The 22,512-nt window shown below is 69.3% G+C and carries 19 protein-coding genes; 8 read left to right on the top strand and 11 right to left on the bottom strand.

The features are described from left to right. Positions 1-74: 74 nt before the first annotated feature. Positions 75-2,960 carry a leucine--tRNA ligase gene (gene leuS, locus V9G19_RS26760; protein ID WP_462288414.1) on the bottom strand — a complete coding sequence of 962 codons (2,886 nt, stop codon included), beginning with the start codon at positions 2,958-2,960 and terminating at the stop codon, positions 75-77. A gap of 176 nt (positions 2,961-3,136) precedes the next feature. Further along, positions 3,137-3,709, bottom strand: a complete 573-nt coding sequence (locus tag V9G19_RS26755; RefSeq protein WP_462288413.1) for a hypothetical protein — start codon at positions 3,707-3,709, stop codon at positions 3,137-3,139. 129 nt (positions 3,710-3,838) lie between these two features. On the opposite strand from V9G19_RS26755, the gene V9G19_RS26750 reads away from it, so the two are divergent. Beyond that, entirely contained in the window at positions 3,839-4,561 is a 723-nt protein-coding gene (locus tag V9G19_RS26750) for an AIM24 family protein (protein WP_462288412.1), read from the top strand. A gap of 6 nt (positions 4,562-4,567) precedes the next feature. Here V9G19_RS26750 and V9G19_RS26745 read toward each other — a convergent pair whose 3' ends face one another. From V9G19_RS26745 to V9G19_RS26730, 4 genes are all read right to left on the bottom strand, one after another. Beyond that, complete coding sequence (locus V9G19_RS26745; RefSeq protein WP_462288498.1) at positions 4,568-4,903, bottom strand: hypothetical protein; 336 nt, start codon at positions 4,901-4,903, stop codon at positions 4,568-4,570. Then, on the bottom strand, positions 4,792-5,370 hold the full coding sequence (locus V9G19_RS26740) for a hypothetical protein (protein WP_462288411.1): 579 nt from the start codon (positions 5,368-5,370) through the stop codon (positions 4,792-4,794). The genes V9G19_RS26745 and V9G19_RS26740 overlap by 112 nt, the downstream gene beginning before the upstream one ends. An 18-nt stretch (positions 5,371-5,388) precedes the next feature. Then, positions 5,389-5,892 (bottom strand): antitoxin, encoded by a 504-nt coding sequence (locus V9G19_RS26735; RefSeq protein ID WP_462288410.1) that lies wholly within the window; start codon positions 5,890-5,892, stop codon positions 5,389-5,391. A gap of 132 nt (positions 5,893-6,024) precedes the next feature. Then, the gene (locus V9G19_RS26730) at positions 6,025-8,655 is read right to left on the bottom strand and encodes an MGH1-like glycoside hydrolase domain-containing protein (protein ID WP_462288409.1); all 2,631 of its coding nucleotides are present in this window, start codon (positions 8,653-8,655) and stop codon (positions 6,025-6,027) included. 238 nt (positions 8,656-8,893) lie between these two features. Here V9G19_RS26730 and V9G19_RS26725 point away from each other — a divergent pair, with 238 nt between their 5' ends. From V9G19_RS26725 to V9G19_RS26705, 5 genes are read left to right on the top strand one after another with little or no spacing between them, the layout of a single operon-like run. Continuing rightward, positions 8,894-9,811 (top strand): S1C family serine protease, encoded by a 918-nt coding sequence (locus tag V9G19_RS26725; protein ID WP_462288408.1) that lies wholly within the window; start codon positions 8,894-8,896, stop codon positions 9,809-9,811. A 20-nt stretch (positions 9,812-9,831) separates the two neighbouring features. Next, a complete protein-coding gene (locus V9G19_RS26720) occupies positions 9,832-10,872 on the top strand; it encodes an AAA family ATPase (RefSeq protein ID WP_462288407.1) in 1,041 nt (346 codons plus the stop codon). Next, complete coding sequence (locus V9G19_RS26715) at positions 10,851-11,741, top strand: DUF58 domain-containing protein (RefSeq protein ID WP_462288406.1); 891 nt, start codon at positions 10,851-10,853, stop codon at positions 11,739-11,741. Before V9G19_RS26720 ends, V9G19_RS26715 begins: the two co-directional genes overlap by 22 nt. After that, positions 11,738-12,730 (top strand): VWA domain-containing protein, encoded by a 993-nt coding sequence (locus V9G19_RS26710; protein ID WP_462288405.1) that lies wholly within the window; start codon positions 11,738-11,740, stop codon positions 12,728-12,730. Before V9G19_RS26715 ends, V9G19_RS26710 begins: the two co-directional genes overlap by 4 nt. Next, positions 12,727-13,818: a VWA domain-containing protein gene (locus tag V9G19_RS26705; protein WP_462288404.1), complete on the top strand. Its 1,092-nt coding sequence runs from the start codon at positions 12,727-12,729 to the stop codon at positions 13,816-13,818. The genes V9G19_RS26710 and V9G19_RS26705 overlap by 4 nt, the downstream gene beginning before the upstream one ends. 19 nt (positions 13,819-13,837) lie before the next feature. Here V9G19_RS26705 and V9G19_RS26700 read toward each other — a convergent pair whose 3' ends face one another. From V9G19_RS26700 to V9G19_RS26685, 4 genes are all read right to left on the bottom strand, one after another. Beyond that, positions 13,838-14,809, bottom strand: coding sequence for a TolB family protein (locus V9G19_RS26700; protein WP_462288403.1), 972 nt, complete (start codon positions 14,807-14,809; stop codon positions 13,838-13,840). Between the two features lie 176 nt (positions 14,810-14,985). Continuing rightward, entirely contained in the window at positions 14,986-16,467 is a 1,482-nt protein-coding gene (gene hflX, locus V9G19_RS26695; RefSeq protein WP_462288402.1) for a GTPase HflX, read from the bottom strand. A 156-nt stretch (positions 16,468-16,623) separates the two neighbouring features. Beyond that, positions 16,624-17,019, bottom strand: a complete 396-nt coding sequence (locus V9G19_RS26690; protein ID WP_462288401.1) for a TolB family protein — start codon at positions 17,017-17,019, stop codon at positions 16,624-16,626. A 510-nt stretch (positions 17,020-17,529) separates the two neighbouring features. After that, positions 17,530-19,254, bottom strand: a complete 1,725-nt coding sequence (locus tag V9G19_RS26685) for a glycerol-3-phosphate dehydrogenase/oxidase (protein WP_462288400.1) — start codon at positions 19,252-19,254, stop codon at positions 17,530-17,532. Positions 19,255-19,332: 78 nt separating this feature from the next. On the opposite strand from V9G19_RS26685, the gene glpK reads away from it, so the two are divergent. Next, positions 19,333-20,850 (top strand): glycerol kinase GlpK, encoded by a 1,518-nt coding sequence (gene glpK, locus V9G19_RS26680; RefSeq protein ID WP_462288497.1) that lies wholly within the window; start codon positions 19,333-19,335, stop codon positions 20,848-20,850. A gap of 2 nt (positions 20,851-20,852) precedes the next feature. Next, positions 20,853-21,473, top strand: a complete 621-nt coding sequence (locus tag V9G19_RS26675) for a class I SAM-dependent methyltransferase (protein WP_462288399.1) — start codon at positions 20,853-20,855, stop codon at positions 21,471-21,473. A gap of 163 nt (positions 21,474-21,636) precedes the next feature. Here the strand turns inward: V9G19_RS26675 and dapF are convergent, their stop codons facing one another. Continuing rightward, positions 21,637-22,509, bottom strand: coding sequence for a diaminopimelate epimerase (dapF, locus tag V9G19_RS26670; RefSeq protein ID WP_462288398.1), 873 nt, complete (start codon positions 22,507-22,509; stop codon positions 21,637-21,639). Between the last annotated feature and the right edge of the window lie 3 nt (positions 22,510-22,512).

The raw sequence follows: 22,512 nt of genomic DNA, 5'->3' as shown, positions 1-22,512 counted from the left end.
GGACAACCTCCAGACCTGTGGACAGCTGTCGATCCTGCCCGCCGAGCCCTGTGGACAACGAGCGTCCCAGCCGGTCAGCTCGGCACGACGTTGACCAGCTTCGGTGCCCGCACGATGACCGTCCGCACGCCGTCGGGCGTCGCCGCGGCGACCTTGGGCAGCGCCAACACGCGTTCCCGCAGGTCGTCCTCGGCGATATCGGGGGACACCTCGATCCGGTCGCGGACCTTGCCCTTGATCTGGACCACGCAGGTCACGGTCTCTTCGACCAGCCACGCGGGGTCGGCGACCGGGAAGGGCTCACGCGCCAGCGACGCCGGATGGCCCAGCCGGGACCACAGCTCCTCGGCGATGTGCGGCGCCATCGGCGCGACCATCAGGACGAGCTTCTCCGCTGCCTCCCGCGGCACCGCGTCGAGACGGGTCAACGCGTTGTTCAACTCGGTCAGCCGGGCGATCGCCGTGTTGAAGCTCAGCTCCGCATAGTCCGCAGACACCGCCGCGATCGTCTTGTGCAGCACCGGCGCGGTCCCGTCGTCAACCGGCGCATCGATCACCCGGACCTCGCCGCTCTCCTCGTCGATCACATTGCGCCACAAGCGTTGCAGGAAGCGCTGCGCGCCGACGATGGCCCGGGTCTCCCACGGCTTGGACTGGCTCAGCGGGCCCATGCCCATCTCATAGAGCCGGAAGGTGTCGGCGCCGTAGGCGGCATACATGTCGTCGGGGGTGACGATGTTCTTCAGCGACTTGCCCATCTTGCCGTATTCCTGGAAGACCGGCTCGCCCTCCCAGGTCCACGACGGCTCGCCGTCGGCGCCGGCATGCTCCTGCACCTCCTCGGCCGGGACGGTCTGACCGCGGGCGTCGCGATAGGCGAACGCCTGGATGTAGCCCTGGTTGTACAGCCACCGAAATGGCTCCTCGCTCGACACGTGTCCCAGGTCATAAAGCACCTTGTGCCAGAAGCGGGAATACAACAAGTGCAGCACGGCGTGCTCGACACCACCGACATACAGGGCGACCCCACCGACGTCACGCGAACCGGCCGGCGCCCCGGCGACGGGCTCTTCGCGCGGCCCCATCCAGTAGGACTCGTTCCCCGGGGCGACGAACTCGTCATGATTGCCCGGGTCCAGATAACGTAGCTCATACCAACAAGATCCGGCCCACTGCGGCATGACGTTCAGCTCGCGGCGATAGCTCTTGGGGCCGTCGCCCAGATCGAGCTCCACCGTGGCCCAGTCCAACGCGCGCGCCAGGGGCGGAACCGGCTCGGAGACATCATCATCCGGGTCCAAGGCCTGCGGGCTGTAGTCGTCGACCTCGGGCAGCTCGACGGGCAGCATCGATTCCGGAACCGCGAGCGGGTTGCCCGCGTCGTCGAAGACGATCGGGAACGGCTCACCCCAGTAGCGCTGCCGGCTGAACAGCCAGTCGCGCAGCTTGTAGGTCGTCGTTCCTTCCCCCAGCCCCCGGGCTTGCAACCAGGCGATGATCGCCGCCTTGGCCTCGGCAATGCCCAAGCCGTTCAACGAGATTTCGTCGTTGGCCGAGTTGATTGCCGGGCCCTCGCCGGTGAAGGCAACCGTGTCGTCGTGGCCCTCGGGCGGTTGGACCGTGCGGATGATCGGCAGCGCGAACTTCTCGGCGAACTCCCAGTCCCGCTCGTCCTGGCCGGGAACCGCCATGATCGCGCCGGTGCCATAACCCATCAGGACATAGTCCGCGACGAAGACCGGGATCGTGGCGCCGTTGGTGGGGTTGGTCGCGAAACCGCCGGTGAAGACACCGGTTTTGTCCTTGGCCTCGGCTTGGCGCTCCAACTCGGTCTTGCGTGCGGCCTGTTCGGCGTATGCCGCCACGGCGGCCTGCGGGCTGGCCGCACCTCCCGTCCACTCCGACTTGGTCCTTTCGGGCCAATCCCCCTCGGGGACAATCACATCCAGCAGGGGATGTTCGGGGGCGACAACCATGAACGTCGCGCCGAACAATGTGTCCGGACGCGTCGTGAAGACCTCGATCGATGCGGCCCCGCCGACGATCGGGAACAGCACGCGCGCGCCGGCACTGCGCCCAATCCAGTTGCACTGCATCAACTTGACCTTTTCCGGCCAGTCCAGCCGGTCCAAGTCCGCGAGCAGCCGGTCGGCGTAGCTCGTGATACGCATCATCCACTGGCGCATATTCCGTCGGAACACAGGGAAGTTGCCGATGTCGCTGCGGCCCTCGGCCGTGACCTCCTCGTTGGCCAGCACGGTGCCCAGGCCGGGACACCAGTTGACCGGCGCCTCGGAGACATAGGCCAAGCGATAACCGTCGATCACCCTCGCCCGCTCTGCGACGGACAGCGACGACCATTCTCGACCGTCGCCCAATACTCTTTCACCCGAGTCAAATTCGGCGACTAGCTCATCGATCGGGCGGGCCTTTCCCCGCCCGTCGTCGGCGTCTGCGTCGAACCACGCGTTGAAGATTTGCAGGAAGATCCACTGGGTCCAGCGATAGAACTCGATGTCGGTGGTCGCCACCGACCGTCGCTCGTCGTGGGCCAAGCCCAGCCGGCGCAGCTGCCGGCGCATGTTGGCAATGTTGTCTTCGGTCGTCTTGCGGGGATGTTGGCCGCTCGTGACGGCATACTGCTCCGCCGGCAGCCCGAAGGCGTCATATCCCAACGCGTGCAACACATTTTTTCCCAGCATGCGCTGGTAGCGGCCGTAGACGTCGGTCGCGATATAGCCCAGCGGGTGGCCGACGTGCAGCCCCGCCCCGCTGGGATACGGGAACATGTCCAGGATGTAGAGCGGTCCCCCGGAAAACGTCGCCACGGCTTGCGGGTCGGCGAGCGACCCGGTCGGGTTCGGCGCGTGGAAGGTGCCCTCCTCCTCCCAACGGTCCTGCCAGGCCAGCTCGATCTGGTCGGCCAGGGCGGCGGTGTATCGGTGCGGCGTCTCGCTCATCGGGTTCCTTTGTCGTGGTGTCCGCTACTGCTTTGGGCAACGAAAAGCCCCTCCGGGCAGAGGGGCTGGCCGCGCTGACGTCCTGATCCGGTGCGTCACCGCGGCTTCATAAGGAGCAGCGAACCTGCCATGCCCTTAAGGGTAGCGCAGGCGAGGAGCGGCGGTGCCGCAATTGCCTACTGCGCCCAGCTCGGCGGCGGCGGGGGTGGCGCGGTGCCACCTCCGGACTGGTGCTCGGGCTCAGGAGCGGCGGGCGCGGGAGTCGACCCGGAATCGCTCGGCGCGTTGCCCGGGGCAGCCTCGGCGGGCGGTGACGACATCGGCTCGCCCGTCGATGACGGCGGCGGCTCAGCTGCCGGCGGCGCGGCTGCCGCTGGCGGCGGCGGGGCTCCGGGGCCGGCTTGGCTGGCCTCGTGTTGGGCGCGGACGGCGCCAGGGGGTGGCGGGGGCCCACCGGGAGCGCCCATGACCGGTGTCAAGGACAGGTTGAGCAGCCCCTGCTGATGCAACTGTTGCAGTTGGCCCATGATCCGGTTGTAGTCCTCGGGCGATCCGGGCTGGCCGCTGGCGTGCTGGAAGGTCAGCACGCCGAGGTCGCGCAGCAACCGGTCGGCCTGCCCACCTCCGCCCGGCGAGCCGGGTGAGCCGCTCAGCGGGGCGCCGCCCATCATGCCGGCGTTGCCGAGCGCGGTGTCGGCCTTTTGCTGCAGGTCCATGGCGGCCTGCTTGGCCTTGTCGAGGAACCCCATCAACCACTCCTTCGTCGGACATGCCGGAAACAGACAAACCATAGGCCGGGTGCCCCGGTTTCGCCTACGGTTTGTGGCAAACGCGCAGCCAGCCAGGACGCGCATGGACAGCGAAGGGGAAACACCAGCATGACGATCCACGGCTCGCTCTTTACCGACTTCAAGGAGCGGGAGACCCAGGACCCGTTCTCGCTGCAGAACAAGAAGCTGCTGCGCGTCGACATGCGCTATGGCGAGGTCATGGCCAAGGCCGGCTCGATGGTCGCCTATCAAGGAGATGTCCGCTTCACCAAGCAGAGCTCCGGCCTGGGCCGGATGTTCAAGTCCGCGGTCACCGGCGAAGGGCTGACCGTGATGACCTGCAGCGGTCAGGGCGACCTCTTCCTCGCCGACCGGGCCCAGGAGATCCAGGTCATCTATCTGCAGGACGACGCGGTCTCGGTCAACGGCAACAACGTCCTCGCCTTCTCCAACTCGATCCAGTGGGACATCCATCGCCTCCAGGCCCGCGGTGGGGCGATGGCGGGCGGGCTCTACAACGTCTCGCTGCGTGGCACCGGCTATGTCGCGATCACCACCGACGGTGAGCCGGTGGCCCTCGACGTCGCCAGCTCCCCCACCTTCGGCGACGCGCAGGCCGTCGTGCTGTGGACCGCCGGCGTGCGGATGGACATCCGCGTCGACACCGGCGGAATCGGCTCGATGATCCGCGGCGGCACGGGCGAGGCCTTCCAAATGGCCTTCTCCGGGCAGGGCTACGTCCTGGTCCAGCCGAGCGAGTCGGTCGCGGCCGGCGGCCACCAGCAGCAGAGCGGCGGCCAGGGCGGGGTGCTCGGCAACCTGCTGAGCTGACCAGCCTCAGCTGGCCGACTCGCCTACGCCGAAGTCCACCAGCCGCGCGAGCAGCGCGACCTCTGCCCCGGCCAGACCGACCGAACAAGACAGGACGCGCCGCTCGATGCTGGTGCGGCCCGCTGCCTGCCCGGCCAGCACCTCGCCGAGGCCGACCAACCGGCCCCCCTGCCTCGTTCCGGCGAGGATATTGGGCGGGTCGTATGCCGCGATCTGCGCGAGCGAGTCGGTCACCGCGACGTCGACCCGGTCGACGAGGGCGAGGTCGAACTCGGCCCGGCCTTGCTGCTTGGGCCCGAGGGTGCTGACAAAAGCCCCGTCGGCGACCCAGTCGGCCTCGATGACGGGCGTGGCACTGTCGGTGGCCAGCACGACGAGGTCGGCCCGGCATCCCACAACTGGGTCCAGGCCTGGATGCCGGTCCCGATCAACGCCAGCCGGGAGGCGTCCGGACGGGCGAGGGCGTGGAGCTCCACGGCATCGATCGCCCCGGTGCGCAGCGGCCCGAGCGCGGTGCCGATCGCGACCGCCCGCACCCGGCCGGTCCCCGCGTCGTGCAACACGACGACCTGCTCCCCCGGGTCGCGGCCGAAGCTGTCATAGGAGCGATAGCCGAACCATCGCCCCGGGGCCTCACCGGCCGTGTAGATCAGCCGCCCGGCGGACAACTGGGCGTGAACGCGCGGTGGCGTCACGTGGTGACCGGTCGCGTGCGCACGCAGCGCCGCTCGCATGCCGTCGACGGCGATCTCGGGGGTGAGCGCGGCCAGGATGTCGGTGTCGGTCAGGACGACCGGCCGCGCACTCACGGGGTGCTCGAGCGGAGGCTACTCGGCGGCATACCAGGGCTTGGTTTGCCCGTCGGCCTCGCGCTGTGGTGAGCCCTCGGGAGCCGCGCTGCCCTCGGCGTGCGGCCAGCCGGTCGGGGCGTCCTGCGGGCCGCCGCTCGCTGCGGACTCCCCGTAGGGGTGACTCGGGAAGGGCTGCGCATCGCCGGTCGGAGGGGCCGGGGGCGTCCAGCCATCGGTGACGTCGGCGTCGCTCGTGGACCCGGCGGCTCGCTTCTCGGCCACCTTGTCGACGGCGTTGCCGACCGCGATGCCGAACTTCTCCACCTTGTCGTGGTATTTGCCGTCGGTGCGCTGGTCCACGGCCGCTCCCGCCTTCGCGACCCACGCGTCGACCTTCTCCCGGTTGTCGTGCGCGAGATTACCGGCCTGCGCCTTGAGGTCGGCGACGGTCTTGTGCGCGAGCTGGGTGAGTTCCTGCACGCGGCGGTCGAGATCGAGGTCGTCGATCGTCTTCTTGAGGTTGTCGTTGAGGTTGGACATCGTCCGGTGCCCCCTTGGGTGCCGTCTGGCGGTGGTGCCTGAAGTGTGGCGCGGGTTGCGTCTCACTCTGCCACGACAACGCCGCCCCCGCCCGATTCTGTTCCGCCCGAATCCGGGCTCGGGGAATATGGCTCAGGTCTCGCGCAGGCAGATCAGGTGAGCCACCAGGGCGGTCCAGCCGGTCTGGTGGGAGGCGCCCAGACCGGCGCCGGTGTCGCCGTGGAAATATTCGCTGAACGTCGGATGGGCTTGCCAGAGCGGGCCGGTGGGGACGTGACGGGGGTCGCCCGGGCGACGGCTGTCGGGGCCGATCCGGAAGAGGCCGACCAGCCGGGCGTCGATGTCGGCGGCGATCTCGAGCATCCCGCGATACGCCCCGGAACCGGCCGGATACTCGACCTGCAGCGGGGCGCCCATGCCCTCGGCATACGTCCTCAGGGCGTCGGTGAGCAGCACATTGACCGGCAGCCAGATCGGCCCACGCCAGTTGGAGTTGCCGCCGAAAAGCCGGCTGTCGGACTCCCCCGGGACATACCGGATCTGCAGCTCGGCGCCGTCCAAGGACAGCGTCGTCGCATCCCGATAGGCCGCCGAAAGCGATCGGATGCCGTGCGGGGCAAGGAATTCACCCTCATCGACGAGGCGGCGCAACAGCCGGACCAGGCGATCCTCGGTGAGCACCGACAGCGTGTCCGGCAGGCTCGCGCCCGAGTGGATCAGCGCGTCAAGCAGCTCCGGTCGCCGGGCTCGCAGCCACTCCCGATGGGCCGTGAAGTCCGGCAGCGCCGCATCGGTCCACGCCGGCATCGTCGTGACGCCGATTAGCGGCAGCAGCCCGACCATCGAGCGCAACCGGACCTTTTGCGTCCCGCCGCCCGCGCCGACGATGACGTCATAGAAGAAGCCGTCGTCCTCGTCCCACAGCGCGATGTTCTCCGAGCCGAAGGCCTCCATCGCCTCGGCGATCGAAAGGAAATGCTCGAAAAACTTGGTCGCCACCTCATCCCACGCGCTGTCCTGGCGCGCCAGCTCCCAGGATATCCGCAGCATCGCCAGGCAGAAGAAGGCCATCCAGCTGGTCGCATCGGACTGCTCCAGCCGCGAGCCGTCGGGCAGGGGGCCGCTGCGATCGAACGGCCCGACGTTGTCCATCCCCAGGAAGCCGCCCTCAAACAGATTGGAGCCCTCGGCGTCCTTGCGGTTGACCCACCAGCCGAAGCTGAACAGCAGCTTGGTGAAGACCCGGGTCAGGAAGGTCAGGTCGCGGCTGCCGTCGATCCGATAGACCAGCCAGGTCGCCCAGGGGTGGACGGGCGGATTGACGTCGGAGAAGAGCCATTCGTATGCCGGGAGCTGACCGTTGGGGTGCATCGCCCACTCGCGACACATCAAGACGAGTTGGTCCTTGGCGAAGTCGGGGTCGATGTGCGCCATCGCCACGCAGTGGAAGGCAAGATCCCAGGCAGCGAACCACGGGTACTCCCATTCGTCGGGCATCGAGATGACGTCGGCGAGCGACAGGTGACGCCACGAGGTGTTGCGGCCGAGGGGCTCTGGCGCTTGGCGCCGCGGGGGCGGCACCGGGCCGGCGGGGTCACCCTCGAGCCACTGCCGCACGTCATACCGGTAGATCTGTTTGCTCCACAGCAGCCCGGCGAAGGCGCGGCGGGCGATGAAGCTGTCCTCGTCGGCGGGATCGCCGGGGAGCACGGCCGCATAGAACGCGTCGGCCTCGGCGCGGCGGGCCTGCCGGATCGCGTCGAAGTCCGCAAACGGATCGGCGCGGGCCGCGTCGGCGTCGCGGGTCATGCGCAGCCGCACGGTGACGCCGGCGCCCGGCTCGATCGCCTCCCAGGTCCACCAGAACGCGGCCTTGGTTCCGTATGCCGCTCGCAGCCTCGACGAATCCCCCTCCACCACGGCGGCATTGATCGCGTCCTTGGGGAACTCGCTTCCGCCACCGTGCCCAAACGCACGCTCATCATTGGTTTCATTGTCGCAAAACAGGATTTGCGGCTCTCCCTCGGCGACGATGCGATAACGCCCGAGGTAGCCGTGCTCGGCGATGATCGCAGAACGGCCTCCGGGTGCCTGCACGCGGTGCAGCCGGGGGATGCGGTCGTCGCGGCCCCACGACCAGGTGTTGCGGAACCAGATCTGCGGGAGAAGGTGCAGCGGCGCCGCCTCCTGGCCGTGGTTGGTCGCGGTGATCTCGATGAGGATGTCGTCGGGCCCGGCCTTGGCGTGCGTAACGACCACGTCGAAGAAGCGATCGCCGTCGAGCAGGCCGGTGTCGGACAGCTCCAGTTCGTCCTCGCCCAACCCGCGGCGAGCGGATTCCTCGACGAGGTGGCTATAGGGATAGGCGCCGTGCGGGTAGCGATAGAGGAGCTGCGCCCACGAGTGCGTCGGCGTAGCGTCCAGGTGCCACCAATACTCCTTGACGTCCTCGCCGTGATTGCCCTGCGGGTTGGCGAGCCCGAAGAGCCGCTCCTTAAGCCGGTCGTCGCGCTCGTTCCACAGGGCGAGGGCGACGTTGAGGAAGCCGTAGCGGTCGGTCAGCCCGGCGATGCCGTCCTCACCCCACCGGTAGGCACGCACGTGCGCCTGGTCGAAGGGGAATGAGGCCCACGCATCCCCATCGGCCGAATAGTCCTCGCGCACCGTCCCCCATTGCCGGCCGGACAGGTAGGGACCCCACCGGCGCCAGGGGGCGTCCTGTCCGGGCGAGTCGGCCAGCCGCTGGTGCTCGGCCGTGGTCATCGCTTCGGGGCGGTCGAGGGTGGCGTCATCCGGCCTACTCTGGCACCTCGAAGCTGTGAACTCGCCGTGAAAACCCTGCCCAACCTCGGTGGATGTTGGCGCGGCGAATTACAGTCTCGCCATGGCCTGGCGCCCCACGCGACGTGAGCGGCCCGCCGAGCAGGTGCCGATCCGGCCTGCACCCGGGGGGTCGCCTTCGCCTGCCCCGCCACCGTTTGCCGCGCCCACAGGGGATGCTGTGCCGCCGATTCCCTATGCCGCGGCGCCCGGCGGCCCGCCGGCGGCTCCCCCAGCGGCGTCCGGCGCGACCCCGTCCGGCGCGACCGCGTCCGCACCCGCGGGCGGCCGAGTCCGGCGTGCCCTGACCCGCCCGGGCAACGCCACCCGAGCCCTGCTCACTCGCTCGGCACTGACCTGGGCCGCCCTGACGCTCGTGGCCGCCGTGGCGATCCTGGCGCTGTGGCGCACGACGAGCATCCCGCCGGCCTATGGCGACCGGCAGGCCCGCGAGGCGGCCCAGCCGCTCGTCGACGAGGCGATCCAAGAACAGGCGCGCCGAGCGCCGGAGGCGGCCGCGGCATACGCCAAAATCGCGCCGTCGATGGTGGTCATCCGCACCAGCAGCGGCGGCGAGGACGGTCTCGGAGCCGGCTTCATCGCCAACGCCGACGGCCGCATCCTGACCGCCTATCACGTCATCGAGGGCGCCGGACCGATCACCGTGATCTTCCCCGACGGCACCGAAACCGGCGCCAAGGTCGCCGACAAGAAGCCGGACAAAGACCTCGCCGTGCTCCAGCCCGACCGCCTCCCCGAGGTCGTCACGCCGGCAACCCTGGGCGGGGGCGGCACGGTCGGCGACACCGTCTTTGCCGTCGGACACCCGCTCGGCCTGTCGTTCTCGCTGTCGGCAGGGGTGATCTCGGGCACGGAGAGGGACGTGCGGACCGAGGACCGCACGCTGGCCGACCTCATCCAGTTCGACGCGGCGGTCAACCCGGGCAACTCCGGCGGGCCGTTGCTCAACCGCGACGGGCAGGTCATCGGCGTCGTCACCGCCTTGGCCAACCCGAGCAAGCAACCATTCTTTGTCGGCATCGGCTTCGCCGTGCCCATCGCCGCCGCAGGCGGCGGGATCGGGGCGCCGCCACTATGACCACCCCAGGAGGACACCCCGTGACCGAGACGGCCGGCCAGCCCCCGACCCACGAGCGCCACCCGCTCGAAAGGACGCTCTATGAGGTCAAGAAAACCATCGTCGGGCAGGACGACCTGCTCGAGCGGATGATCGTCGCCCTGCTCGCCCGGGGCCATCTGCTCGTCGAGGGCGTGCCCGGGCTGGCCAAGACCCTCGCGATCAAGGCGCTCGCCGAGGCGATCGGCGGCGACTTCCAGCGCATCCAGTTCACGCCCGACCTGGTGCCCGCCGATGTCGTCGGCACCCGGATCTACAACCAGCAGAGCGGCGAATTCCAGGTCTCCCTCGGGCCGGTCTTTGCCAACCTCGTGCTCGCCGACGAGATCAACCGGGCCCCGGCCAAGGTACAGAGCGCGCTGCTTGAGGTCATGCAGGAGCGACAGGTGACAATCGGCCGCGAGACCTTTGCCGCGCCCGACCCCTTCCTGGTCATGGCCACCCAGAACCCGATCGAGTCCGAGGGGACGTATCCGCTCCCCGAGGCTCAGGTTGACCGGTTCATGTTCAAGGTCAAGGTCGGCTATCCCTCTCCCGCAGAGGAGTTCGTCGTCGTCGAGCGGATGCTGGGGCTCGGCGAGAAGGCCTCGGCAGTGCTCGACCCGGGCAAGCTACGCGAGCTGCAGCGCGCCGCCGACCACGTCTACGTCGACCCGGGAATCATCCAGTATGCCGTCACGCTCACCGGCGCGACCCGCAACCCGGGGCTGGTGGGCCGTCCGGATCTGGCCCGGTTCATCACCTTTGGCGCCAGCCCGCGGGCCTCGATCAACATGGTGGTCGCGGGGCGGGCGCTTGCGTATCTTCGCGGCCGCACCTATGCCCGGGCCGAGGACGTGCGGGATTTGGCGATGGATGTGCTGCGCCACCGGCTGGTGTTGTCCTATGAGGCCCTCGCCGACAACGTCGACCCGGACGCCATCCTCACCCCGATCATCGGGGCGGTCCGGATGCCCGATCTGACTGTGGCCCCCTCGGGTCAGCCTGCCGGAGCCGTCGCGTGGCATCGCCCCTCGCCCTGACCGCCGAGGCCCTGCTGCGCCGGGTCGAGTGGACCGTGCTGCGGCCGCTCGACGGCCAGCTGCAGGGCGACTACCGCACGCTGTTCACCGGCAGCGGCATCGACTTCCGGGAGTTGCGCGAATACGTCCCCGGCGACGACTTGCGCCGGATCGACTGGAATGTCACCGCCCGCATGGACAGCCCCTATGTGCGCGAATACTCCGAGGACCGCGAACTCAACGCCTGGTTCGTCCTCGACCGATCCGGGTCGATGCGCTTCGGCCCGGAGCACCGCGGCAAGGAGGCGGTGCTGATCGAGTTCACCGCCACCTTGGCGCGGCTGCTGACCCGCGGCGGCAACCGGGTCGGCGCGATCCTGTATGACGGGGGTACGCCGGTCACCGTCCCCGCCCGGGCCGGCCGGGTGCACGTGCTGCGGCTGGTCCACCGGTTGTTGGAGCCGCATGAGGCGGCGCGAACGCCCACCGATCTGACCGCCTTGCTGCGGGCCAGCTCCGGCATCATCCGGCAGCGTTCGCTCGTGCTCGTCGTGTCCGACTTCATCACCGGACCGGGGTGGGAGGCGCCGCTGCGCCTGCTCGCCCAGCGCCACGACGTCGTTCCCGTCCAGATCGTCGACCCGCTCGAGCAGGAGCTACCCGACGTCGGCGAAATCGTCGTCGAGGACAGCGAGACCGGGGAGCGGGTGATCGTCGACACCGGCGACGCACAGTTCCGGGGCCGGTTACGTGCGCTCGCGCAGGCCGAGCAGCAGCAACTGCGCGAGCGGGTGCGCTCGTGCGGGCTCGACCTGACCACGGTCTCGACGGCCGACGACCTGGTCCGGGTCTTCGTCACCCTCGCGGCGCGGCGCAAGGTGATGCGATGAGGCTGACCTTCCCGTGGGCATTGATCGCCCTGCTCGCGCTACCGGTTCTGGTATGGCGCTATCGCGCGCTCCTGCAGGGCCAGGATGAGCAGGCGGCGGCGCTGGCGCGCACCGGGCTGGTGCCGGTGAGCTCGGGCGACCGGCGACGGGGCCGGCACCTGGTGCCGCTGCTGCTGGCGGCCGCGCTGACAGCCCTGATCGTCGCCTCCTCCGGTCCGGTCGCCACGCTGCGGCAGGTCCACCCCGAGGGCACGGTGATCCTCGCCTTCGACGTGTCCAACAGCATGCAGGCCACCGACGTCAAACCCGACCGGCTCACCGCGGCCAAGGAGGCGGCGCGCCGGTTTGTCGAGGCTCAACCCGGCAATGTGCGCATCGGCATCGTCGCCTTCGGTGACACCGCGATCGTCACCCAGGCACCGACCGATGATCCGGTCGCGCTCAGCGGCGCGATCGACCGGCTCACCAGCCGGGGCGGCACGGCGATCGGCCAGGGGATCTTCGTCGCGCTCAAGGCCATCTCGGGCAACAAGTTGACTGTCGACGCCGAGCAGCTGGTCCAAGACCCCGAGTCGGTCGACATAGGCTACTACGGGTCCGGCCGGATCGTGCTGCTCTCCGACGGCGAGAACACCGGCGAGATCGACCCGATGGCGCTGGCGCGGCTGGCGTCGGTCGCCGGCGTGCGGATCGAGACGATCGGCCTGGGTCAGCCCGGCGGAGCCGACGTCGAGATCGACGGGGTGACGCAGCATACGTCGCTGGACGAGAAGCTGCTCACCGACATCGCGACGGCGACCGATGGCCACTTTCAGCGCGGCGAGAGCGCCGCGGAACTCGGTGACATGTATGCCGGCCTCGACCTGGAGCTGGTCTCGCGGCGCGAGCCGACCGAGCTGGCACCCTACATCACGCTGCTCGCGATCCTCATCCTCCTGTCCGGGGTGGGCATCTCGCTGATCCGCACCGGCAAGGTGGTCTCGGCATGACGCTCAACTGGCCGTTGGCGCTGTTGTCGCTCCTCGTGCTGCCGCTGCTCGTCGGGCTGTATGTGTGGGCGCAGCGGCGGCGCCGGGCGGCGCCGGTGCGCCACTCCAATGTCGCGCTCGTCAAGGCCGCGCAGGGGTCGCAGCGGCGGCGTTGGGCGCGCCACCTGCCGCTGGTTGCCGTGCTGTTCGCGCTGCTGAGCCTGGGCGTGGCGAGCGCCCGGCCGGCGATGGAGTTGCGGGTGCCGCAGGATCGCACCTCGATCATCGTGGCGGTGGACATCTCCCGGTCGATGTGCTCGATCGACGTCGAGCCCAACCGGCTGGCGGCGGCCAAGGCGGCGGTGCGGGAGTTCATCGACAAGCAGCAGGAGGGGACCCGGATCGGGATCATCGCCTTCGCCGGGTATGCCGAGCTGGTCGCCGCCCCGACGACCGACAAGGAGGAGCTGCGCACTGCCGTCGACGGCATGATCACCGGCCGGGGAACGGCGATCGGCGCGGCGATCTTGAAGTCGATCGACGCGATCGCCTCGGTCAACCCGGCCGTGCCGCCGGTCGGCCCCGACGAGGTCCCCGCGCCGCCGCAGATGGAGCAGACCGAGCCGCTGCCACCCCCGGGTGACGTCAGCCCGCCGACCGTCCCGCCGGTCTCGGACATCGTCGTCTTGCTCACCGACGGCGCCAACACCCGCGGCGTGCTGCCGATGGATGCTGCCAAGGCGGCCGGGTCTCGGGGGATCCGGATCTATTCGATCGGTTTCGGCACGACTGAGCCGACCCGGATGGTGTGCACCCGAGAGCAACTCGGCGCCGACGCGTTCGCCGAGGGCGGGCCCTATGGCCGCGGCGACGTCGCGCGCTTCCTCGTCGTCGACGAGCCGACGATGAAGGCGGTCGCCACAGCCACCGGCGGCAGCTACTCCCCCGCCGCCGACCGCGCCCAACTCGACCAGGTGCTGCAGAATGTGCCCCGCGAACTCGTGCTCACCCGCGAGGAGGTCGAAATCGCGCCCGCCCTGGCCGCGCTCGCTGCCGTGCTGTTGCTCGCGGGCATCGCGATCGCGGTGCGCCAGCGGCGGTTCCCCTAGCGGCCTGCTTCGGTCGAAGTTAGCTAGCGGCGCGCCAGTCGCGCGGAATGATGTTTCTCCCGGTGGAGCCGGGAATGAGCGTGGCGATCACGCTGCCGTCGGTCGCCGATATTGTCGCGAGGTTCAGGATTCCGTCATCCGGCCGTGCCGGACCGTTCTCGCGCACCGCGAGCCGGGACCCGTCGGGTGACCAAATCGGAGCATACGTGCGGCGGTCGACGTCCCTCGGCGTCAGCTCCGTGACTGCCCCGGTGGCAACATCGACGATGTCGACTCCAAATTCGGGCCCGCTGTAGGGCTCGTAGCGCTGCACCGCGAGGGCGCTCCCGTCGCGACTGAATTCGGGGCTGATTCCATCATGAGTCCGTTGGATGGCGCCGGTGCGGTCGGATACGACGTTGACCTCGGCCAGGCGATGCTCGTAAATGTAGTACCAGCGGGTGACCGCCATGCGCCCGCCGCTGCGGGACCAGTCCACATCCAGGTGGACCACCGGCCCGTCTTGATCCTCATAATTGGCGACCAGGACCTTCGACGATGCGCCGGCACGCACGGGCATGACGCAGACGCCTCGGGAGTTGATGAACGCCAGCCGTGTGCCGTCCGGCGACCAACTCGGGTTGCTTCCCTGCCCGAGCTTGACGACTCCACCGCCAGCGACACTGCGCACGAACAGGTATTGCTTGCCGTCGGCGAGCCTCTTGTGGAAGGCGATTCTCCGGCCATCCGGAGAGAACTCGGCGTCCGCGATATGGCCTCCGGTGGTCAGCTTGCGCAGGTTGGTGCCGTTCGGCTTGATCAGGTAGAGGTTGCCGTTGATCGTCACGAGGATGTCGCCGTTGACGACCGGCGCGCTCGCCGCCGTCGCGGGCGATGATGCGACGGCCGACCCGAGCGCCGGAGCCGCCCCCCCGGCCATCGCCACGACGAGAGCACCCGCGGTGGCGATCGCGGCGCGCCTGCTCGTGCCGGATCCGGTGCTGCGCTCCATGGATGACTGAATCATCATGTGTCTCCTGCAGATTCACGCGCCCGATAGGAGCCGGTGTTCCGGCGCCTGCCCCTCCGGTTTCCCGACGTTACAGTTCCAGAATTGTCCCACCATGACAGGCGGTCAATGGGGTGTTCACCCCATCAAGGACCACCCGGCCGACAGATTGCCGGGCCTTACGCGGCATACGGAGCGAGATCGGCGGCCAGGTCGGGGCCGACGAGGGCCTGGACCCGGGTGCCCTGGGCGGTGTGGTCGTTGCCGAGTATCTCGCCGGTGTCGTGGATGCGCGAGAGCAGGTCGCCGCGGTCATACGGGATGAGCACGTCGATCTCGACGCTGGGGCGGGGCAGCTCGGCGGCGATCAGGTCGATGAGTTCCGGTATGCCGCGGCCGGTGTGCGCCGAGACGGCGATTGCGTGCCGCTCGTGACGCAGAATCCGGTCGAGCACCTCCGGGTCGGCGATGTCGGCCTTGTTGACGACCACGATCTCCTTGACGTCCGCGGCGTCGACATCGGCGAGCACCGCCCGGACTGCGGAGATCTGGCCCTCGGGGTCGGGGTGCGAGCCGTCGACGACGTGCAGCAGCAGGTCGGCGTCGGCGACCTCCTCCAGCGTCGAGCGGAAGGCGTCGATCAGTTCGTGCGGCAACTGGCGGACGAACCCGACGGTGTCGGTGAGGGTGAACTCGCGCCCCTCGGGAGTCTGCGCGCGGCGCACGGTCGTGTCGAGGGTCGCGAACAGCTGGTTCTCGACGAGCACACCGGCGCCGGTGAGCCGGTTGAGCAGCGAGGACTTGCCGGCATTGGTGTAGCCGGCGATCGCCACGCTCGGCGTGCCATGGCTTGTGCGGGAATGGCGCTTGGTGTCGCGGTGGGTCTTCATCGCCCGGATGTCGCGGCGGAGCTTGGCGATCCGGGTGTTGATCCGGCGCCGGTCCAGTTCGATTTTGGTCTCCCCGGGGCCGCGGGAGCCGATGCCCTCACCGCCGGCGACCCGGCCGCCGGCCTGCCGGGACATCGACTCACCCCAGCCGCGCAGCCGCTGGAGCAGATACTGCAGTTGGGCCAGCTCGACCTGCGCCTTGCCCTCGCGGGATTTGGCGTGCTGGGCAAAGATGTCGAGGATCAGCGCGGTCCGGTCGATGACCTTGACCTTGACGATGTCCTCCAGCCCGCGGCGCTGCGATGGGGCCAGCTCGGAGTCGCAGACGACCGTGTCGGCGCCCTCGGCGATGACGACGTCGCGCAGTTCCTCGGCCTTGCCCGACCCCAGCCAGGTGCCCGGGTCGGGCCGCTGGCGGCGTTGCAGCATCCCGGCGAGCACCGTCGAGCCGGCGGTCTCGGCGAGCGCAGCCAATTCGCGCAGCGAGTTCTCGGCGTCCTGGGCGCTGCCCTCGGTCCACACTCCGGCGAGCACCACCCGCTCCAGGCGCAGCTGGCGGTATTCGACCTCGGTGACGTCCTGCAGCTCGGTCGAGAGGCCTTCGATCCGGCGCAGCGCGGTGCGCTCCTCGCGGTCGAGCTGGTCGCCATCGCGGTCGCTTGGCTCGTATGCCGCTCCGGCCAGCGCGCTCGCGCGCCGGGTCAGCACGTCCTGCGCGGCCGCGGGCAGGCCGTCGTCGATGTCGTCTGCGTCGTATGCGTGTTCACTCATGCTGCACTCAGAGTCTCACGGCGAGACCCGGGGATGCACATCGTTTTCCGGCTGGCCAGCCGGTGGGGCGCCAGTCATAACACGCACCAGTCGAGCGCCGGGGATGTCCTTGACCCACCGGCGGTCCAGGTCATCGCTCGCTCGGATCGCGTTGACTCAGCGCGCGGAGCGCCAGTCCATGACGCCGACCGCCTTCATTACCGGGAAACTCTTGATCAGCCGCCGGTCGCCGCCGTCGCTGGCGCGCACCGAATAGATGCCGTTGCCGAGCAGCAGCGCGATGCGTTGGCCATCGGGCGACCACACCGGATACATCCCTTGGCCGCCCGGGATCAGCGATCGCACGGTCTTCGTGCTGCGGTTGACCACCTTGACCCCTCCGGCCCCGTCACCGTTCTCCTGGAAGTAGGCGATCTGCCTGCCGTCGGGACTGAAGTCGAGTTGGTGTTTGTTGTCCACATACGTGCCGAATGCGGTGCGGCGTTGGCCGCGAGGCCCGAGGATTCGGATCTTGTCCCGCGACAACCGGTTGACCATGCAGTCCTGGACCACCGCCAGCTCGTCGGCGACCGGCGACCAGACGGCCTCCTCATACCTGCCGTCGGGCTAGGCGCGGCCGCTGCACCGAGGCGACAAGGCACCGTTGCGGATGATGGTCGTGACCGGCCCTCCCGGCCGCGCCCGGCGTGGAGTAGATGCCGTGCACGCCCGTATAGGCGATCTTCGAGCCGTCTTTGGAGAAGGACGGCGCCGGGCCATACGTTCGCCCGCGACGGCGAGCGAGACCCGTGAGCTGCCGTCGGCGTTCATCAGCCAGAAGTTCTCCCAGTCGGTGACGACGATGCGATTCCCGTCGGGGCTGAACCGGCCGTCGACGGTTCCGTGCGCGATGTGCGTGATCCGGCGCAGGTTGGTTCCGTCCGGGCTTAGTCGACGCTACCTCGCCGCAGGCGAGGAAACCAGGCACCTTCAGGGCGGCCAACTCCACGACCTCGGCTACGAAATCACATCCACCCCCGCCCAGCCGCCTAACCCTGCCACCTCACCGACTCTTCGAGGCAGTCAGGAGGGGATCGAGGCGCCGGCGGTGATATTGATCCGCGCGTCGCGGGCAGACGTGCGCTCGGCGTTGGCCTCGCGATCGTCCTGGGCCCGCTGGCTCTCCAACTCGGCCTCGACCCGGGCGCGATAGAACTCGACCTCCCGCTCGGTGCGGTTCTCGTCCCAGCCGAGCGCGGGAGCGACCAACTCAGCGACGGCACGCGCCGAATCCACCCCCCGGCTCGGGGTCTCGATGGACGCGCGAGTGCGCCGGGCGAGCAGGTCGTCCATGTGCAGCGCACCTTCGTGCGATGCGCCATACAACAGTTCCACCATGAGGTAGTCCTCGGCGCCCGGGACAGGTTCCCACAGCGTGCGATCGCCCGCCGCCAGCTCGAACAGCTCATCCACGAGCGAGCCGTAGCGGCCGAGGAGGTGCTGCAAGCGCCATACCGGCAACTCGGTCTTGCGCGAGAGCCGGTCGAGCTGGTTCATCAACGCGGGATAGCCGTCGGCGCCGAGCAGGGGGATGTGTTCGGTGACACTGTCGGCGACGCCGGGACCGATGTCCTCGCGCGCGGCGTCGATCGCGTCGGCGGCCATCACCCGGTAGGTCGTGTACTTGCCGCCGGCGATCGAGATCAGCCCGGGTTGTGGCCGGGCGACCGCATGCTCCCGGGAGAGCTGGGAGGTGGTCTCGTCCTCACCGGCGAGCAGCGGCCGCAGCCCGGCGAAGACGCCCTGGATGTCGGCATGGGTGATCGGCGTGGTGAGCACCGAATTGACGTGCGCGAGAATGTAGTCGATGTCGGCCTTGCTGGCCGCCGGGTGGGCGAGGTCGAGATTCCAGTCGGTGTCGGTCGTCCCGATGAGCCAGCGGGTGCCCCACGGGATGACGAACAGGACCGACGTCGGGGTCCGCAGGATGAGGCCGACCTCGGAGTTGATCCGGTCGCGGGGGACGACCAGGTGCACACCCTTGGAGGAGCGGACGTGGAAGCGGCCGCGCCCGCCGGCAAGGGTCTGGATGTCGTCGGTCCACACTCCGGTGCAGTTGACGATGACCCGCGCCCGCACCTCCGCGCGGCTGCCGGTCTCGACATCCTCCACGCTCGCCCCGACGATCCGCTCACCGGCCTTGGTCATGCCGACCACCTGGGCCGAGTTCAGCACGCTCGCCCCGTATGCCGCCGCCGTGCGCGCCAGCGTCAGCGTGTGTCGCGCATCGTCCATCTGCGCGTCGAAGTAGAGGAGGGCACCGGTGAGGGCGTCCTTGCGCATTGCGGGGACCAGTCGCAGCGCACCGTGGCGGGTCAGCTGCCTGTGACCGGGCACCGAGCGGGCGCCGCCCATGTTGTCGTAGAGCGTCAGGCCCGCGGTCACATAGGGACGTTCCCACCCGCGGTTGGTCAGCGGATAAAGGAAGGGCACCGGGCGCACCAGATGGGGCGAGAGCCGGGTCAGGGCCAGCTCTCGTTCCTTGAGCGCCTCGCGCACGAGCCCGAAGTCCATCTGCTCCAGGTAACGCAACCCACCGTGCATCAACTTGCTGGAGCGCGAACTCGTCCCGGACGCGAAGTCCCGCTGCTCGACCAGGGCGACCGACAGCCCCCGCGTCGCCGCGTCGAGCGCCGCACCCGTTCCGGTCACGCCGCCGCCGATGATCAGCACGTCGAACTCACGCTCGGCCAGCCGCTTCCAGGCGCGCGCGCGATAGCCGAGATCGAGAGGGATAGCCTTCGCCATACAGCCATTCTGCCTCCGGACCGGGGTGAGCAACCCTCGGTTGCTGAGGGGACCGGGACGAAGGAGTCACAGGTGATCTTGCCCACATACGTGCTGGCAATCGACCAGGGGACCACGAGCACGCGCGCGATGGTCTTTGACCATCGCGGCCGGGTCGTCTCGGCCGACCAGCGCGAGCACGAGCAGATTTTCCCGCGCGCCGGGTGGGTCGAGCACGATCCGATGGAGATCTGGGAGAACACTCGCCTCGTCATCGGCGGCGCGCTTGCCTCGGCCAACCTCAACAGCAGCCACATCGCCGCGGTCGGAATCACCAACCAGCGCGAGACCACGCTGGTGTGGGATAAAACCAGCGGGACGCCGATCGCCAATGCGATCGTCTGGCAGGACACCCGGACCCAGCGCCTGTGCGAGCAACTCGCCGGCGACGCCGGCCCACGCCGGTATGCCGAGCGCACCGGCCTGCCGCTCGCCACCTATTTTGCCGGTCCCAAGGCTCGCTGGTTGCTCGATCACGTCGACGGCGCCCGGGAGCGGGCGGAGGCCGGTGAGTTGCTGTTCGGGACGATCGACACCTGGGTGTTGTGGAACCTCACCGGCGGGCCGCAGGGCGGTCTGCACGTCACCGATGTGACCAACGCCAGCCGCACCCTGCTGATGGACCTGCACACCCTCGACTGGGATGACGAGCTGTGCGGGCAGATCGGCGTGCCCCGGGCGATGCTGCCGCAGATCCGCTCCTCCTCACAGGTCTATGGCAACTGCCATCCGGGGATCTTGGACGGCGTGCCCGTCGCCGGGATCCTGGGCGACCAGCAGGCGGCCACCTTCGGGCAGGCGTGCTTGGAGCGTGGCAGCGCCAAAAACACCTATGGCACCGGCAATTTCATGTTGCTCAACACCGGCACCGACATTGTGCCGTCGGCCAATGGGTTGCTGACGACCGTCTGCTATCGCCTCGGCGACGAGCCGGCCGTGTATGCGTTGGAAGGCTCGATTGCGGTGACCGGCTCGCTCGTGCAATGGCTGCGCGACAACCTCGGCCTGATCGCCAGCGCCCCCCAGGTCGAGACGCTGGCCAAAACGGTGACGGACAACGGTGGGGCCTATGTCGTCCCGGCCTTCTCCGGGTTGTTCGCGCCGCATTGGCGCCCCGACGCCCGGGGCGCGGTCGTCGGGCTGACCCGTTATGTCAACAAGGGCCACCTCGCCCGGGCTGCGCTGGAGTCGACCGCGTTCCAGACCATGGAGGTGCTGGAGGCGATGAACGCCGACTCCGGCGTCACGCTCACCGAACTCAAGGTCGACGGCGGAATGACCGCCAACGAGACGCTCATGCAGTTCCAGGCCGACCTGCTCGGGGTCGACGTGATCCGCCCGGTCGTCGCCGAGACCACCGCCCTCGGCGCTGCGTATGCCGCCGGCCTCGCCGTCGGCTATTGGGAGAGCACCGCCGACATCGTCGCCAACTGGGGCGAGGACAAGCGGTGGCATTCGCAGATGGACTCCGCGACCCGGGAACGGCTGCGCCGCGGTTGGGACAAGGCGGTCGCCCGCACTCTCGACTGGGTCGACGAGGACGTCGAGCAGGGCTGAGCGTGGACGCGCCGTTCGAGCACTACTTCACCGCCAAGCCCGCCGATCCGGCCGAGTTGCGCTCGCGGACGGTGGTGCTGGCTGGGCGACACGTGGACGTCGTTGTCGCCCCTGGGGTTTTCTCTCCCGATGGCGTCGACCGGGGCACTGCCATCCTGCTGGCCAACGTCCCCGACCCGCCCACCACCGGTGAGCTGCTCGATCTCGGCTGCGGCTGGGGCCCGATCGCTCTGACCCTGGCACTGCGCGCACCCGAAGCGCGCGTATGGGCGATCGACATCAACGAGCGCGCGCTGGATCTTGTGCACCGCAACGCAGCGGCACTTCGCCTGGGTGGAATCGTCGCGGCCACACCGGATTCGGTCCCCGAAAACGTCGAATTCGCGGCGATCTGGTCAAATCCGCCGATCCGCGTCGGCAAGGCCGCCCTGCACGCGATGCTGCGGCAGTGGCTGACGCGACTGGCGGCGGGCGGAGCGGCATACCTTGTCGTGGCAAAGCAGCTCGGCGCGGACTCGCTGCAGCGGTGGCTGGCCGAGACCTTCCCCGAGTGCGCGGTGACGCGGCTGGCCACCGACAAGGGCTTCCGGGTGATCGCCGTCGTCCGCCGCCCACGTCGCTGAGGGCCGCCCACTTCGCTGAGGGCCGCCCACTTCGCTGAGGTCTGGGCTTTTCGCCGAGGTCGTACGATCGGTAGTACGACCTCAGCGAGAAATGACGACCTCGGCGGGTTTCTTGGGCCGGCGCGCGATCGCCGGGAGGAGGCGCCGGGAGCACCACCCGGGCTCAACCGAGCGCGTCCAGATCGACCTCGCCATCGGCGACGAGCACGGCGGGACCGGCGAGTTCGACGCGCTGGCCAGGCAACAGCCGTACACGCAGCCGGCCGCCGGGAACGTCGACGGTCCACGGCTCGTCACCGTCGAGGTTTCCGGCCCACAGGTGGGTCGCGATCGCCGCGGCGCACACGCCAGTGCCGCACGACTGGGTCTCGCCGACCCCGCGCTCGTGCACCCGCATCCGCAGATGCCCGGCGGCCAGAGGCGTCACGAACTCGACGTTGGTGCCCTCGCCGGGGTGCGGGTTGACCGCCGGCGGGCGGGTCAGGTCGAGATCGTCGAGGTCGACGCTCGGGGGCAGGGCCGCCACCGTATGGGGGTTGCCGAGGTCGAGCCGCAGCGCCGAGAACGGGTCGTGGCCGGGCACGTGCACGAGCGCGTCGATGGCGTCGGCTTCACCCCGGGCGTCGATAAAGGCCCAGGTGCCCATGTCGATGACGACGGCGTCCCCCTCGAATCGAGCCCGCTTGACGCCGCCCCGGGTGGCGATGCCGACGCTGTCGCCGGCAATCAGTCCCTCGCGCCGTAGGTATGCCGCAAACACGCGAACTCCGTTGCCGCACATCTCGGAAATACTGCCGTCGGCGTTGCGGTAGTCCATGAACCACTCGGCCTCGCCCGATTGTGCGCGCACCGTCTCATCGGTCGCCGTCGCCGTGCGCCCGACCCGGATGACGCCGTCGCCGCCGATGCCGCCGCGTCGGTCGGCGAGGGCGGCGGCGAGGGTCGCCGTCAACGTCAGCTGATCGTCGCGGTCGTCGAGGAGCACAAAGTCGTTCCTGGTGCCGTGCCCCTTGGTGAAGCGCAAACTGCGGGTCATGCG

The sequence above is a fragment of the Nostocoides sp. genome, from assembly GCF_037045025.1.
In the GTDB taxonomy this organism is placed as follows: Bacteria; Actinomycetota; Actinomycetes; order Actinomycetales; family Dermatophilaceae; genus Nostocoides_A.
Note: the sequence above shows the minus strand (reverse complement) of the source record. Positions and strands in the feature narration are given on the sequence as shown.

Excerpts from the sequence above, each read along its gene's own strand:
- leuS (WP_462288414.1), bottom strand. The coding sequence starts at position 2,960 with ATGAGCGAGACGCCGCACCGATACACCGCCGCCCTGGCCGACCAGATC.
- V9G19_RS26755 (WP_462288413.1), bottom strand. The coding sequence starts at position 3,709 with ATGGGGTTCCTCGACAAGGCCAAGCAGGCCGCCATGGACCTGCAGCAA.
- V9G19_RS26750 (WP_462288412.1), top strand. The coding sequence starts at position 3,839 with ATGACGATCCACGGCTCGCTCTTTACCGACTTCAAGGAGCGGGAGACC.
- V9G19_RS26735 (WP_462288410.1), bottom strand. The coding sequence starts at position 5,892 with ATGTCCAACCTCAACGACAACCTCAAGAAGACGATCGACGACCTCGAT.
- V9G19_RS26730 (WP_462288409.1), bottom strand. The coding sequence starts at position 8,655 with ATGACCACGGCCGAGCACCAGCGGCTGGCCGACTCGCCCGGACAGGAC.
- V9G19_RS26710 (WP_462288405.1), top strand. The coding sequence starts at position 11,738 with ATGAGGCTGACCTTCCCGTGGGCATTGATCGCCCTGCTCGCGCTACCG.
- V9G19_RS26705 (WP_462288404.1), top strand. The coding sequence starts at position 12,727 with ATGACGCTCAACTGGCCGTTGGCGCTGTTGTCGCTCCTCGTGCTGCCG.
- V9G19_RS26700 (WP_462288403.1), bottom strand. The coding sequence starts at position 14,809 with ATGGAGCGCAGCACCGGATCCGGCACGAGCAGGCGCGCCGCGATCGCC.
- hflX (WP_462288402.1), bottom strand. The coding sequence starts at position 16,467 with ATGAGTGAACACGCATACGACGCAGACGACATCGACGACGGCCTGCCC.
- V9G19_RS26685 (WP_462288400.1), bottom strand. The coding sequence starts at position 19,254 with ATGGCGAAGGCTATCCCTCTCGATCTCGGCTATCGCGCGCGCGCCTGG.
- dapF (WP_462288398.1), bottom strand. The coding sequence starts at position 22,509 with ATGACCCGCAGTTTGCGCTTCACCAAGGGGCACGGCACCAGGAACGAC.